This window comes from Streptomyces sp. RKAG290, from assembly GCF_023701695.1.
GTDB lineage: Bacteria > Actinomycetota > Actinomycetes > Streptomycetales > Streptomycetaceae > Streptomyces.
Map to the genome: position 1 here is coordinate 7463906 of NZ_JAJOZC010000001.1, position 14245 is coordinate 7478150.

9 protein-coding genes and 2 pseudogenes are annotated in these 14245 nt (G+C 70.2%); 6 read left to right on the forward strand and 5 right to left on the reverse strand.

Translation table 11 applies throughout. The features are described from left to right. Positions 1 to 260 precede the first annotated feature (260 nt). From LNW71_RS33010 to LNW71_RS33030, 5 genes and pseudogenes are all read left to right on the forward strand, one after another. Entirely contained in the window at positions 261 to 887 is a 627-nt protein-coding gene (locus LNW71_RS33010; RefSeq protein WP_250971528.1) for an ATP/GTP-binding protein, read from the forward strand. A gap of 136 nt (positions 888 to 1023) precedes the next feature. Next, a complete protein-coding gene (locus LNW71_RS33015; RefSeq protein ID WP_250971529.1) occupies positions 1024 to 1437 on the forward strand; it encodes a roadblock/LC7 domain-containing protein in 414 nt (137 codons plus the stop codon). 118 nt (positions 1438 to 1555) lie between these two features. Beyond that, positions 1556 to 2360: pseudogene (locus LNW71_RS33020) on the forward strand (DUF6397 family protein); the annotation flags it as partial. 383 nt (positions 2361 to 2743) lie between these two features. Then, positions 2744 to 3231 (forward strand): annotated as a pseudogene (locus tag LNW71_RS33025) (N-acetyltransferase family protein). A gap of 346 nt (positions 3232 to 3577) precedes the next feature. Next, entirely contained in the window at positions 3578 to 4204 is a 627-nt protein-coding gene (locus tag LNW71_RS33030) for an LAETG motif-containing sortase-dependent surface protein (protein WP_250971530.1), read from the forward strand. 89 nt (positions 4205 to 4293) lie between these two features. On the opposite strand, the gene LNW71_RS33035 is transcribed toward LNW71_RS33030, so the two are convergent. Next, positions 4294 to 6471, reverse strand: a complete 2178-nt coding sequence (locus LNW71_RS33035; RefSeq protein WP_250971531.1) for a SpoIIE family protein phosphatase — start codon at positions 6469 to 6471, stop codon at positions 4294 to 4296. Positions 6472 to 6700: 229 nt separating this feature from the next. On the opposite strand from LNW71_RS33035, the gene LNW71_RS33040 reads away from it, so the two are divergent. Beyond that, on the forward strand, positions 6701 to 7774 hold the full coding sequence (locus LNW71_RS33040) for an enoyl-CoA hydratase/isomerase family protein (protein WP_250971532.1): 1074 nt from the start codon (positions 6701 to 6703) through the stop codon (positions 7772 to 7774). A gap of 13 nt (positions 7775 to 7787) precedes the next feature. Here LNW71_RS33040 and LNW71_RS33045 read toward each other — a convergent pair whose 3' ends face one another. From LNW71_RS33045 to rhaI, 4 genes are all read right to left on the reverse strand, one after another. Next, complete coding sequence (locus LNW71_RS33045) at positions 7788 to 9251, reverse strand: L-fucose/L-arabinose isomerase family protein (RefSeq protein WP_250971533.1); 1464 nt, start codon at positions 9249 to 9251, stop codon at positions 7788 to 7790. 127 nt (positions 9252 to 9378) lie between these two features. After that, a complete protein-coding gene (locus tag LNW71_RS33050) occupies positions 9379 to 10887 on the reverse strand; it encodes a rhamnulokinase family protein (RefSeq protein ID WP_250971534.1) in 1509 nt (502 codons plus the stop codon). A 16-nt stretch (positions 10888 to 10903) separates the two neighbouring features. After that, complete coding sequence (locus LNW71_RS33055; RefSeq protein WP_250971535.1) at positions 10904 to 12949, reverse strand: bifunctional aldolase/short-chain dehydrogenase; 2046 nt, start codon at positions 12947 to 12949, stop codon at positions 10904 to 10906. Positions 12950 to 13007: 58 nt separating this feature from the next. Continuing rightward, the gene (gene rhaI / locus LNW71_RS33060) at positions 13008 to 14174 is read right to left on the reverse strand and encodes an L-rhamnose isomerase (RefSeq protein WP_250971536.1); all 1167 of its coding nucleotides are present in this window, start codon (positions 14172 to 14174) and stop codon (positions 13008 to 13010) included. Between the last annotated feature and the right edge of the window lie 71 nt (positions 14175 to 14245).

A 14245-nucleotide genomic window follows, 5' to 3' on the forward strand; every position in this document is an offset into this window, starting at 1 on the left:
TAGAGATTCCGGGGTCGAGCAGTCGCCCGTCGGGAACCGCCGCAGAGCTGACAATCGCACCAGAATGTGAGCTGTTCCGGGCATCGAGCGGCCTGAAACAGTCACATCCTCAAGAATGCGATCCCACCCCACGGGCCGGGTCCTTGTTTGCCATGCTGTCGCCGTACGCCTGCCGATGATTCACTGAATCCGAGACCCCGCAAGATGGCTCCGACCTGCGCATCCGACATCTTGGGACTCACTGGTGAGAGAAGTGATCGATGCCATCCGAGCACGCTGACAGAACCCATGAAGAGCCCGGCGGGGCGGAGCCCCGGACCGAAGCCATGGCCCTGAAGATCCTGGTCGCCGGCGGGTTCGGGGTCGGAAAGACGACGCTGGTGGGGGCGGTGAGCGAGATCCGGCCGCTGCGGACGGAGGAACTCCTCAGCGAGGCGGGGCAGTCGGTCGACGACACCGACGGCGTTGCCCAGAAGACCACGACGACCGTCGCCATGGACTTCGGACGGATCACCATCAGGTCCGGACTCTCGCTGTACCTGTTCGGCACGCCGGGGCAGGACCGGTTCTGGTTCCTCTGGGACGAGTTGTCCCAAGGAGCCCTCGGGGCGGTGGTCCTGGCCGACACCCGGCGGCTGGAGGACTGCTTCCCGGCCGTCGACTACTTCGAGCACCGGCGGATCCCCTTCGTCGTCGCCGTCAACTGCTTCGCGGGCGCACGCGCCTACGACGAACGGGAGGTGTCCCGCGCCCTCGATCTCGACCCCGGAACGCCCGTGGTGCTGTGCGACGCACGCGACCGTGATTCCGGCAAGGAGGTCCTGATCCGCATGGTCGAGTACGCGGGCCGGATGCACACGGCCCGGCTCCTCGACTCGGTGAGCTGAGCGGCCGTGTCCTGAACGGGCCCCCGCCGGATGCCGCCCCGGCCGTTCCGAGAGCAGGAGCTTGCCCCTGCGTGACCGGTGCGCGAGGCTTACGGGCAAGTGGGGCACGGGGAACGCGTGAACGGGGAGGAACAGAATGGCGTTGGACAGGGGACTCGACTGGCTCCTTGACGATCTCACCAGCCGGGTGGAGCACATACGGCACGCCCTGGTGCTGTCGAACGACGGCCTGGTGACGGGAGCGAGCACAGGTCTGGCGCGCGAGGACGCGGAGCACCTGGCTGCCGTCTCGTCCGGGCTGCACAGCCTCGCTCGCGGATCGGGACGGCATTTCCGCGCCGGGAAGGCCCGGCAGACCATGGTGGAGTTCGACGAGGCACTGCTCTTTGTGACGGCGGCCGGAGACGGCAGCTGTCTGTGCGTGCTGAGTGAGGCCGAGGCCGATGTGGGTCAGGTGGCGTACGAGATGACGCTGCTGGTCAACAAGGTCGGGGAGCACCTCGGAGTGTCGGCGCGCCAGGACGGAAGCGGCGGAGTCAACCGGATCTGACAGATCTCGACCAGCGCTGCCGCCCGGCCCCGGAGTTATCCACAGGCCGGGCGGCAGTCGTTCTTCCCGGGCTACGGTGATCACAGAGAGTATCCGAATCTCACGGGGGAGAATCGTCATGCCGGTGAAGGATGAGGTACGCGCGGCCCACATGGACGGCGCCCTGGACGCCCACACGTTGGCCGCGAGCCGTGCGGCTACGGAACTCGGCCTCAAGCGAGGAGAGTTCGAGTTGGCGGTGCACCTGGGCATTGTCCGGGTGGAAGCGCAGCCCAACGGCGGTCGGCCCAGGGTGCGGCGGGTGGAGATCGACCGGCTCCGGTCGGAGGACGGCTTTCCGGCCGCGCTCCGGGAGCGGGTGCGGACGGTGGGGACGGCAGAGGGTGCCCGGCTGATGGGGATCAGTCCGGTCCGCTTCACCCGGCTCGCCCGCGCGGGGTGTGTCACGCCGGTGGCGTTCTATCTCAACCGCTACCGAGCGGTGGTGTGGCTCTATCTCGCCCAGGAGCTGGGCAGGCTGGCCGCCCGCTCGCCCGAGCTGCTGGTGGGCAGGAGCCCGGCCTGGATGCGCAGCCGGCTGGACGCCGGCACGGACTGCCGTCCGCGCAATTGGCGCTCGCGCCGGATCGAACGGCTGCTGACCCTCAATGACGACCCCTGGGCGCGAGCGGCTGTGGCCGCGGAGGCACTGGACCCGGTCCAGCTGGCGGAGGTGGTCGACGACCCTTACGAGCGCGCCTACTTCGTCAGGGTCAGGCCCGAACCGGTCTTCGGCCATCGCGGGTCGCAGGCGACACGAGAGGCGATGGGGCGACTGATGCTCGCTGATGAACCCGACGAGATTCTCTGGCGGCGGGTCAACCTCATCATGGAGCTGGACAGCGCGCGTGAGCTTCGCCAGGCGCCACGCCCGGGGGAGGAGCAGCGACCGGCACCGGCATCCCTGGGCCGGCAGGCCGAACCCGACGAGCCGACCGAACCAGCAGCGCTCGCCATGCCGATGCCGCCCGAACCGGGAGCGCTGCCCGTGCCAGTGCTGCCCGAACCGGCGGTGCTGGCCGAGTCGTCCGAACCGGCCACGCAGGGAACGTCCACCGGTCTGCTGACCCGCCTCCGGCTGCGCAGGGGGCGCGGCAAGCGGCGGCCTCACGAGCGGCCCGCCCAGGGTGCCGCTCCCTCGACCGGAAGCCGCCCTCCGGCAGGAACCGCAGGCTCCCCGGGCCGTCCGGGGATGCGAGGCGGGAGGACTTCGAGGGCCGGACATAAGGGTTCGCGATCGGCTTCCGGAAGGGGCAGTCTTTGCGCCATGTTGATCAGGGAAGCAACCACCGAGGACTGGCCGGCAATCTGGCCGTTCTTCCACGAAATCGTCGCCGCGGGTGAGACCTTCACCTATCCCTCGACCTGGAGGAGGGTGACGCCGCTGGCTGGTGGCTCCTGCAGCCGCCGAACCGTACGGTCGTCGCGGTTGCCGACGACGGGACCGTCCTGGGCACGGCGAAGATGAACAACAACCACATGGGTAATGGCTCGCACATCGCGAGCGCCAGCTACATGGTCGATCCCCGGCACTCCGGGCGCGGCGTGGGGCGGGCCCTGTGCGAGTACACGATCGACTGGGCGCGTACGGCGGGGTTCCGCGCCATGCAGTTCAACGCTGTGGTGGAGACGAATGCCGCCGCGGTCGGGCTCTACCGCTCGCTCGGCTTCGAAGTCCTGGGGACACTGCCCGAGGGCTTCGACCACCCGACGAAGGGATTCGTGGGGGTGCACATCATGCACCGGCCGCTCTGACGGCTTCGACGGCTCCGGCAGCCCCGACGTCCGGCGCCTGCCCGCCAGTCGGCGGGTCGGCCGGTTGACGGGCGGCCGGCAGGCGGGTCCGCCGGTCGGCTGGGCAGGGCGGATCCCGGCCGATCCCGGCTCGATCGGTACGGTACGGCACCGTACGCTCACTTCACGCCACCACAGGGGCTCCCGCTGTCCGGCGGAGGGTGTCCGGCATGTCCCAACCAGCGATGATGTGCCGCGAGTTGTGACGTCGAATGATATGTGGGGCGGGTGCACACGCAGGGGACGAGGGCAGTACTGTGCGCTCCACCGCCATTCGGGCGATGAAACATTTGCGGAGGACGAATCCATGACCATACCCAGGAGATCGTGGCGTGCTGCGGGAACCCTCGCTGCAGCCGCGGTTGTCGGCCTGACCGGTGCGGTCCTCACCGCCGGCCCGGCCGCAGCTCACACCCCCACCTGGGCCGTGACCTGTACCGAAGTGAGCCTGCACCTGACCGCGTACAACGATGACGTCACCAACCAGGTGACCGTCACTGTCGACGGTAAGGACCTGCTGCCCACTGAGAGCTTCGGCAAGGGGCTCGACAAGACGATCGCCCTTCCCGACCACGACAAGGCTCTGACGGTCCGCCTTATCGTCAAGGCCGGTGACGGCGACCAGTACTCGAAGGACGACACCAAGACGGCGCCGGTGTGCGAGGGTCACACCTCGACACCCACGCCTACGCCGTCCGAGACGAAGCCGTCCGAGACGCCCACCACGGCGACGCCCACCCCGACCGACAAGCCCAGCGAGTCGGCTTCGTCGTCTGCGCCCGCCGCAGCCACGCCGAGCCCCAGCTCGCCGGACCTGGCCGAGACCGGTTCGTCGTCCGCCACCCCGATCATCGGTGGTGCGGCTGCCGCCGTGCTGCTGGCCGGTGGCGGCATCATGTGGTCCGTGCGCAAGCGTCGTACCGCTCAGCACTGATGTAGTCCGGCGGTCCTGGCGCGTACAGCGCCAGGGAGTCCGGGCCCGAGGGGTGTGCCGCTCCGCGTCCTGTCGTGGCGGCACACCCCTCAATGCTCCCCTTCCGCCTCGGCGGCACCCGTCGGCGGATTCTCGGGCTCGGCAGTTTCCCTGTGCACCGGAGCGGACGTGGGCGGCGCGGCCGGGCCGATCTCGCACCAGACCGCCTTCCCCTCGCCGCGTGGCTCGATGCCCCACCGCGTGGCTACGGCGTCCAGGAGCAGCAGGCCCCGTCCCGAGGTGGCTGTCTCACCGGGTGTGCGACGCCTGGGCCATACGCTGGAGCGGTCCTGCACCGACAGCCGGACCCGCCGCACGGGTTCCGGCAGCACCTCCAGCGTGAGCACCGCTCCGCCCTCCGTGTGCAGCAGCACGTTCACCAGCAGTTCCCCGGTCACCAGCTCGGCGTCGTCGGCGAGTTCGGCCATGTCCCAGTCGGTGAGGGCCTGCCGCACGATCGTCCGGGCGTCGGAGAGGCCCTCCGGGTCGGCTTGGTGGATGTACTGGTGCAGCCGCGGCGCCCGGGGTGAGCCGGGGTCCGGACTTCGCCGCAGCACCAGCAGGGCGACGTCGTCGCCGGACCCCCAGCGCTCCCACAGCCGGTCCGACAGATGATCGGCCAGCGCCTCGGCGCCCGCCGGACCCGCGCTCATCTCGTGCACGAGGGTGCGCACCCCCGCGTCGATGTCCGCACCCGGCTCCTCGACGAGCCCGTCGGTGTACAGGACAAGCGTTTCGCCGGGCACTAGGTCGAGGCGGGTCTCGGGGAACTCCTCGTTCCCGAAGTCGGTCGAGATACCCAGCGGCATGCCTCCGCGCACCTGGGGGCTGCCGACCCGGCCGTCCGTGTGCCGGATCAGCGGACCGAAGTGACCGGCCCGCACCACCCGCACGGTTCCGGTGGCGAGGTCGACCTGGGCGTAAGTGCAGGTGGCGAACCGGTCCGTGTCCAGTTCGGCGAGGAACCGGGACGCCCGGGCCAGCACCGTCGACGGCGGATGCCCCTCGCCCGCGTACGCACGCAGCGCGATCCTCAGCTGTCCCATGATCGCGGCCGCATGCGTGTCATGGCCCTGTACGTCGCCCACCACGATGCCGAACCGGCCCTTCGGGAGCGCGATCACGTCGTACCAGTCCCCGCCGACCTGACGGCCGCTCCACGCCGCGTGGTACCGGACGGCGATCTCGCCGCCCTCGATGTCGAGGATCCGCCGGGGCAGCATCGCCGACTGCAGCCCGGTGGCGAATTCGCGTTCCTCGTCGAAGAGCGTGGCCCGCTGGAGGGACTGGGCGACGATGGCGGCCAGTCCCAGACAGAGATTGCGCTCATCGGCGTTGAAGGTCGTGCGCTCGCGGTAGAAGAGCGCCAGCGCGCCCAGGGAACGAGCCTGCGCGACCAGCGGCAGGTAGGCCGCGGCCTGGAACTTCAGCCTGCCCACATGCGCTGCCAGCACCGGATAGCGCCGGGTGAGCGCGCTGATCGAGCTCACGAAGCGCGGCCGGCCACTGAGAATGGTGTCGGCGAGCGGGAAGTCCCGGTCGAGGCGGCCCTGCCCCAGCTCGTCGATGACTTCCAGTGAGTCGCCGCTCAGGGCGATGACGTTCAAGCTGGCGTTGTCCAGCAGCCCGAGGGCGAGCCCGTCGGCGCCCAGTCGTGCCAGCCCGCCGGGTCCTGTCAGCGCAGCCGTGACATCGTCCACGGTCACCGCCCGCGACAGAGCGCTCGTCGTGCGTTCAACTATGTCGGTCTGGCGCTGCCGGCGTTTTTCCAGTTCCAGCACGAAGGCCGAATGGGTGACTTCCGCCGTCGCGTCCCGCACCACCCCGATCACCCGGCGTGCCCGCCCGTCCGCGCTCCGCAGGATGCGCGCCTGGATGTGCGTCCACTGGTCGCCGCCCTCGGCGAGCGGGACTCTGAAATGGACGCTGTACGAGCTGCTCCCGCTCTTGATGGCCTCGTCGATCGCCACATCGAGGCGGATCCGCTCCGAGGGCTCCAGCCGCTCCACCAGGGACTCCGGCCGGGAGTCGAACATCGGGGGATCCAAGCCGAAGACCAGCAGCCCGGCCTCGTCGATGTCCAGCGTCCTGGCATCGAGATCCCACTCGAAACTGCCGGTGCGGTTCATGGCAAGCCGCTCCGCCGTCCCGGTCTCCGCGTGGTGTGCCTTCTCGACCAGCAGGCGGGGCGGAACGGGGACGCTCGGGGGCCGGTCGTGATCGGTCATTCGTGCTCCGAAGATCGTCCGGCGGGGCTGCCGTACGGCGTGAGTCAATTGTCTGGCCGGTTCGGTGCGGCTGCCACACAGGCGGCCTCGTCGCACGGTGTTCCGGTCGTGCCTGCCACGGCCCGGACACCCCTCATGCCCCGGCCCCGCGCCCGCCGCGCACAATGGCAGCGAAAGGCCGTCCGTGACCGGCGGACGGCATGGCACAGGGGCTGACCGGAGCGCACGCATGAACCACGAGGATCCCGTCCTGCTGCACACCGAGGGACGCGTCCGCCACATCACGCTGAACCGGCCGAGGGCCCTGAACGCGCTGAACCACACGATGGTGCTGCGCATGGGAGAAGCGCTCGAAGCGGCGGAACGGGACGACTCGGTCGTTGCCGTACTGCTCACGGGGGCGGGGGAGCGCGGTCTCTGCGCAGGCGGCGACATCCGCTCCATCCGCGACGACGCGCTGGCCGGCGGCCGCGCCTCACTGGACTTCTGGCGTGACGAGTACCGGCTCAACGCCCGTATCGCCCGGTTCCCCAAGCCGTACGTCGCGATCATGGACGGCATCGTGATGGGCGGCGGTGTCGGGGTGTCGGCCCACGGCTCGCTGCGGATCGTCACGGAACGGTCGCGCATCGCGATGCCCGAGACCGGTATCGGGTTCGTCCCCGACGTAGGCGGCACCTATCTGCTGGGCAGGGCCCCCGGCGAGCTCGGCGTTCACCTGGCGCTCACCGGCGACGCGGTCGGCGCGGCCGATGCGCTGCTGTGCGGGCTCGCCGACCACTACGTGCCGTCGCAGGAGCTTCCCGGCCTGGTCGCCGCCCTGGACGTCTGCACCACACCCGCGGCCGTGATCGAGACGGTGCGGCGCCACGCCGGCACAGCCCCCGGTGGCGAGCTGGCCGCGCACCGCGACTGGATCGATTCCTGCTACGCGGCCGAAAGCGTCGAGGAGATCATCGAGCGGCTCACCGACCGCGGGGTGCCCGCCGCCAAACAGGCCGCGGCGACGATCCTGGCGAAGTCACCGACCTCGCTCAAGGTGACGGCCGAGGCCGTCCGCAGGGCCCGCCGCCTCGGCGGCCTGGAGGCGGTGCTCGACCAGGAGTACCGGGTCTCCTCGGCCGCCTTCACGAGGCCCGACCTGGTCGAGGGCGTGCGTGCCCAGATCGTCGACAAGGACCGCAATCCGCGCTGGAACCCGGCCGAGCTCGCCGAGGTCACCGAGGCGGACGTGGCGCGCTTCTTCGCCCCGCCGGCCGACGGCGAACTCGGTCTCGGGCCCGGCACGGCGGCGACCCGCTGAGCCGGCGCGTCCGTCAGAGGACGTTGGGCCCGGTCACGGTACGGAAGGGGACACCCAGCAGGTCCGCCGCGGCCCGGAGGTCCTTGGCGCGATGTCCGGTGCACAGCGTCCAGTGGTGGCCGATGCCCGTGGCGGACCAGGCGTCGGTCCACTCACCGGGATCGAATCCGAAGTCGACCCGCGAAGTGGTGTTGCCGATCTCCAGCAGAGGACCGGGTACGACTTCACCCTCGGACGCGATCAGCACGAACGAGCCGTCCGCCTCCTGACCGATGCCGAACGTGGTGACCGGCCCGTGGGTGACGTCGAATTCCACGCTGACGCCCCAGCCACGTTTGCCGTGGTAGACGCCCAGACCCCGCAGCAGCGGATCCTTCGCGCTGATGGCCAGATGCGCCGGGCCGTCGTGCCCCATCTCCACCACCCGGTCGCGGAAGTTGAGCGCCTGCAGCTCGGTGAACGAACCACCCGCCCCCATGGTGTCGGCGATGAGCATGGCCAGGCTGGTGCGCAACTCGTACTCACCGGCCATCGGTATGCCGCGGGCGGTGAGCAGCGAGGCGCCCAGGATCATGCCGGCGCCCAGCCGCTCGTGGATCTCGCCCGCCAGCCCCCGGTGGTAATAGGCCAGGCTGTCGAGCCCGAAGTCCGCGACGAGCCGGTCGAGACCCACCGAGACACGGGCCGCCCAGGCGAGGTCGTCCTCGTCGACGGAACCGTCCATGGTGAAGACCTCACGTGCCAGCGCGACACGTCCGGCGGTTTCCTCGTCCGTGACGGCCGCGACCCTGACCCGCAGGTCGTCGAACTCCAGGACCTCGACGTGGCCGCCGAACTGGGTGGAGACCAGCGTCATGTCGGTGGAGACGTCGAGCATGCCGGGATAGAGGTGCCCCATCAGTCCGTGACGGCCGTGCCGCAGGGCGCCGCGCACTCCGGCGGCCGAGATCCAGCGGCGGATCCTGTTCCAGGCGTTCTCGTCGTGCAGATGGCCCGACACGGAACGGAACGGGATGCCGCTGCGCCGGAACACGTTGGCGACCTCGGGCAGCGGGCACTGCCCGCAGTAGGCCAGCCACTCGCCCGTGCCGGTGTTCGAGTGGTCCATGGCCTCGGTCGGCTGCAGGTCGATCACCAGCACCGGTGTATGGGTGCGCTGGGCGATCGGCAGCACCATGGAGGCGGTGAGATACGTCGTCAGGAAGGTTACGACCAGATCGCAGTCGGCCTTGCGCAACTGCTCCGCGGCCCTGGCCGCCTCCTGCGGATCGGAGATGAAACCCGCATCGACCACCTCGCAGCCCATCTCCTCGAACCGCGCGGTGACAAAGCGGGCCGACTCCCGCAGTTGCTCCAGAAGCCCGGGGAACTGCGGCCAGTACGCACCGAGTCCACCCGAGACCAGACCGACCCGGGTACGGCGCCGTACGGTCCGGACAAGCGGACCGCCGACTTCGGCGGCGCGGTCATCAGTCATCAGGAATTCCTCTCCTCGTAAACGATTTCCCGGACCGGACCGGCAGGGCTGCCGGACCGGCAGGGCTGGACTCCACTCCCCGTCCGGGCCGGGACCCGGCCCGATGGCCCGCGCGGTCCGGGTCCGGTCAGAGATCCGCCAGGACCTGACCCGAACCGAGCCGCGCCTCCGCGCGGTCCCACTCCCGACGGCCGCCCCGGGGCTCGTAGTGCCGCAGCTCCTGCGTACGGGCCACCAGGCGCCGCAGGCCGGCAAGGTCGCCCACCAGACCGTGGGCGCGTGCCTGCAGCAGGATGTTGCCGAGCGCCGTCGCCTCCGCGGGCCCCGCCGTCACGGGCAGGCCGCTCGCATCGGCCGTCCACTGGCACAGCAGCTCGTTGCGCGAGCCGCCGCCCACCAGATGGATCCGCGTCGGCTCGCGGCCCGCCAGCTCAGCAGCCCGCCGCAACGTCCTGCGGTGCGCCAGCGCGAGGCTCTCCAGCACACACCGCACGTACCCTCCTGGCGCCGGCGGGGGCGTCTGCCCCGTCCGCAGCAGGTACGCGTCGATCCGGGCCGGCATGTCGCCCGGTGCGAGGAAGGACTCGTCATCCGGGTCGATCACCGCGGCGAACGGCTCCGCGGCGGCCGCGTCCGCCAGCAGCCCGGACAGCCCGAGCGACCGGCCCTCGCGGTCCCACACCCGGCGGCACTCCTCCAGCAGCCACATGCCCATGATGTTGCGGAGGTAGCGGACGGTCCCGTCGACCCCGCGCTCATTGGTGAAGTTCGCCGCCCGGGACTCCTCGGACAGCACCGGGGCGTCCAGCTCCAGCCCGGCCAGCGACCAGGTGCCGCACGAGACGTACGCGAAGTCCGGCTCCGTTGCCGGCACCGCCGCGACGGCTGACGCGGTGTCGTGCGAAGCCACCGTCGTCACCGGGGTCCCGAGCGGCAGGCCGGTGGCCTCGGCGACGTGCGCCAGCAGCGTCCCCGCCGGATCGCCCGGCTCGCGCAGCGGCGGGAAGAGCGAACGCGCCAGCCCGAGCCGCCCGATGAGCGCATCCGACCAGTCGCCGCTGCGCGCGTCGAACAGGCCGGTCGTCGAGGCGTTCGTGATCTCCGCACCCACCGTCCCCGTGAGCCAGTGCACCAGCAGATCGGGCATCAGCAACAGCGTCCGGGCCGCTTCCCACTGGGCCGTGTCGCGGTGCGCGAGCAACTGGAAGACGGTGTTGAACGGCAGATGCTGCAATCCGCTGACGGCGTACAGCTCCCGCGCACCGCAGCCGTCCGGCATCCGCTGCGACACTCCGGTGTTGCGCTCGTCCCGGTAGTGGAACGGCACCCCCAGCAGCGCCCCGTCGGCATCCAGCAGACCGTAGTCCACCGCCCAGGTGTCGATGCCGATCGAGGTGACCGGACCACCGCGTCCGGCCGCACGCAGCCCGTCCAGCATCCCCTGATACAGGGCCAGCACGTCCCAGCGCAGCCCGTCCGGAAGCCGCACCGGTGTGTTGGCGAACCGGTGGGCCTCGGTCAGTACGAGCGTGCCGGGCCCGACGTGGCCGGTGATCACCCGGCCACTGGTCGCGCCGAGGTCCACGGCGGCGAAGACGGCGTCGCCGGCCGGATTGTCGATTGAGTTCACAGCCATGGGGATCGCGTCCGGGTCATCGCAGGAAGGCCGCTGCCACACCGGCGTCGACAGGAATGTGCAGACCGGTGGTGTGTGTGAGGTCGCCTCCGGTCAGCGCGAACACGGCGTTGGCGACGTGCTCGGGCAGCACCTCGCGCTTGAGCAGGGTCCGCTGGGCGTAGAACTCGCCGAGCTTCTCCTCCTCGATGCCGTACGTGGCCGCCCGCTGGGCGCCCCAGCCGGCCGCGAAGATCCCTGAACCGCGCACCACGCCGTCCGGGTTGACGCCGTTGACCCGGATACCGTGCTCGCCGAGCTCCGCCGCCAGCAGCCGCACCTGATGGGCCTGATCGGCCTTGGTCGCCGAGTAGGCGATGTTGTTCGGACCCGCGAACACGGCGTTCTTGGAGGCGATGTAGATGATGTCTCCGCCGAGGTGCTGCGCCTGCATGACGCGGGCGGCCTCCCGCGAGACGAGGAACGAACCGCGCGCCATGATGTCGTGCTGCAGGTCCCAGTCGCGCGCGGTGGTCTCCAGCAGCGGCTTGGAGATGGAGATACCCGCGTTGTTGACGACGAGGTCCACACCGCCGAAGGCGAGCACGGCCGCCCGGAACGCCTCGGCGATCTGCTCCTCGCTGGTGACGTCCACCGTCACAGCGACGGCCCGGTCCGCACCGCCGAGGTCCTGCGCGACAGCGGCCGCGTTCTCGGCGTCGAGGTCCGCGACGACGACACACGCGCCCTCGGCGGCCAGCCGGTGGGCGATGGCCTTCCCGATACCCGAGCCCGCACCTGTCACCAGCGCCACCCGGGTGGCCAGCGGCTTCGGCTTCGGCATCCGGCGCAGCTTGGCCTCCTCCAGCTCCCAGTACTCGATCCGGAACTTCTCGGACTCCTCGATCGGCGCGTATGAGGAGACCGCCTCGGCGCCGCGCATCACGTTGATGGCGTTGAGGTAGAACTCCCCGGCGACGCGGGCTGTCTGCTTGTCCTTCCCGAAGGAGAACATGCCCACCCCCGGCACCAGCACGATCGCCGGATCCGCGCCGCGCATGGCGGGGGAGCCGGGGACCGCGTGCCGGTCGTAGTACGCGCGGTACGACTCGCGGTACTCGCCGTGCAGCTCCTTCAGCCGGGCCTCGGCCTCGGCCACCGGCGTGTCCGAGGGAAGGTCGAGAACCAGCGGGCTGACCTTCGTACGGAGGAAGTGGTCCGGGCACGAGGTGCCCAGTGCGGCGAGACGCGGGTGCTCTGTGCGGGACAGGAAGTCCAGCACCGGCTCGGCGTCGGTGAAGTGACCGACCTGGGGGCGGTCGGTGGAGGCCAGACCGCGGATCAACGGGGCGAGGGCAGCGGCCCGTTCCCGGCGGGCCTCGGCGGGCAGGGCCGTCCGGTCCGGGAGCACGGGACCGAAGGGCTCGGCCTTGCCCTGCTCCTGGAGGAAGGTCTCGGCGGTACGGATCATCCACAGGGCGTTCCGCTCGCACTCTTCGGAGGTCTCGCCCCAGGCGGTGATCCCGTGCCCGCCCAGCACGACTCCGACCGCTTGCGGATTGGCCTCCTTGACGGCGGCGATGTCCAGACCGAGCTGGAACCCGGGCCGGCGCCAGCCTACCCATGCCACCTTGTCGCCGAAGCACTCGGCGGTCAGCTTCTCGCCGTCGGCCGCACACGCCAGGGCGATGCCCGAATCAGGGTGCAGATGATCGACGTGCGCGGCCTCGACCAGGGCGTGCATCGCGGTGTCGATGGACGGTGCGGCACCGCCCTTGCCGTGCAGGCAGTAGTCGAAGGCCGCCACCATCTCGTCCTCGCGCTCGACGCCGGGGTACACCTCCTTGAGGGCGCGGACCCGGTCCAGACGGAGTACCGCGAGGCCGCTCTCCTCCAATGTGCCGAGGTCACCTCCGGAACCCTTCACCCAGAGCAGTTCGGCCCCGCCACCGGTGACCGGGTCTGCGCCGACAGCCTTCACCGAGGTGTTGCCACCGGCGTAGTTGGTGTTGCGGGGGTCGGATCCGAGCCGGTGAGCGCGCTCCAGGAGCGCAGCGACTTCGGCGTGGGTCGCGGACGTCATGAGGGTTCCTTCGGGGTGAGAAGTACGTGGAACAGCAGGTGGAAGGCGTGCAGGAGGGTCAGGCGCCCCAGCCGGCCTGCGTGCCGCCCACCCGGGCGGCGGCGATGCGCTCCTGGTTTCCGGAGGCGAGGTAGGCGGCGAAGGGGTCACGGGCCAGCCCCTGCTCCTCACGCACCTCAGCGAGCAGCGGGCGCACATCGGTGTTGTAGGCATCCATCAGGACCGCGTTCGAGGCGAGCACGTCGCCCGACTGCTGCGCGGCGCCGAGCGCGTCCATGTCGACGAGCAGCGCCTTGGCGGTCGCCTCCTGGACATTGGCCACCGACCGGATCACCGCGGGGATCTTCGCCTCGATGTTGTGGCACTGGTCGAGCATGAAGTTGACGTTGGTCTCCGCCCGGAGACCGCCGTTCTTGACCACCTCGTGCATGATCCGGAACAGCTGGAAGGGATCGGCGGCCCCGACCATCAGATCGTCGTCGGCGTAGAAGCGGGAGTTGAAGTCGAACGCGCCGAGCCTGCCCTCGCGCAGCAGGAGGGCGACGATGAACTCGATGTTGGTGCCCGGCGCGTGGTGACCGGTGTCCACGACCACTTGGGCCTTCGGGCCGAGCTTCAGGCAGTGCGCGTACGCCGTGCCCCAGTCCGGCACATCGGTGGTGTAGAAGGCCGGCTCGAAGAGCTTGTACTCCAGCAGTATCCGCTGGTCGTCGCCCAGCCGCTCGTACACCTCGGCCAGCGCCTCGGACAGCCTGTCCTGGCGGGCAACGATGTCGTCCTGGCCGGGGTAGTTCGTGCCGTCGGAGAACCACAGCTTCAGGTCGGGCGAGCCGGTCTCGTCCATGACGTCGACGCACTCCAGCAGGTGGTCGGTCGCCTTGCGCCGCACCGCCGCTTCGGGGTGGGTGACCGATCCGAGCTTGTAGTCGTCGTCCTGGAACACGTTGGAGTTGATGGCGCCGATCCGCAGCCCGAGGCCCTCGGCGTGCCGGGTCAGTGCGGCGTAGTCCGCGACCTTGTCCCAGGGAATGTGCAGCGACACCTTCGGTGCGACCCCGGTGAACGCGTGGACCTGCGCCGCGTCCTCCATCTTCTCGAACGGGTCGCGCGGCACGCCCGGCTGTGCGAACACCTTGAAACGCGTCCCGGAATTGCCGTAACCCCACGAAGGAGTCTCGATCACCTGAGACTTCAGGGCTGCTTTGACGGCCGACACATCAGACATGAACACCTCGTAACAGAGTCATCCGGCGACCGCAGCCGTCAGGACGATGTGAATCGTTTCATCCGGAACGT